Origin of the sequence: Lentilactobacillus kisonensis DSM 19906 = JCM 15041, assembly GCF_001434135.1 — a bacterium.
GTDB lineage: Bacteria > Bacillota > Bacilli > Lactobacillales > Lactobacillaceae > Lentilactobacillus > Lentilactobacillus kisonensis.
The window spans coordinates 1-214 of the sequence record NZ_AZEB01000120.1; the positions used below are offsets into that span (position 1 = coordinate 1).

The window sequence follows — 214 nt, forward strand, 5'->3', positions numbered from 1 at the left end:
TTAGATTGTCAGCTAATTGACGACTGCCAAATGTATGGCGATGAAGCTTGTCTAGCGCCATTATTTTACTTTCCAACAACTGGTCATTGATCTCTTGTTGGCTAGGATGGCGATGCTGCCATTTCCAGTAGGCCTGTCGACTAACGCCCGTTACTTCGAGTAATAAGCTTTTTGAACAATGATATGCGTTGCTAACGAGGTCAATTAATTCATA

Annotated in this window: 1 pseudogene; it reads right to left on the reverse strand. The window is 42.1% G+C overall.

The features are described 5' to 3' along the window. Positions 1-214: pseudogene (locus tag FC98_RS15295) on the reverse strand (hypothetical protein); the annotation flags it as partial.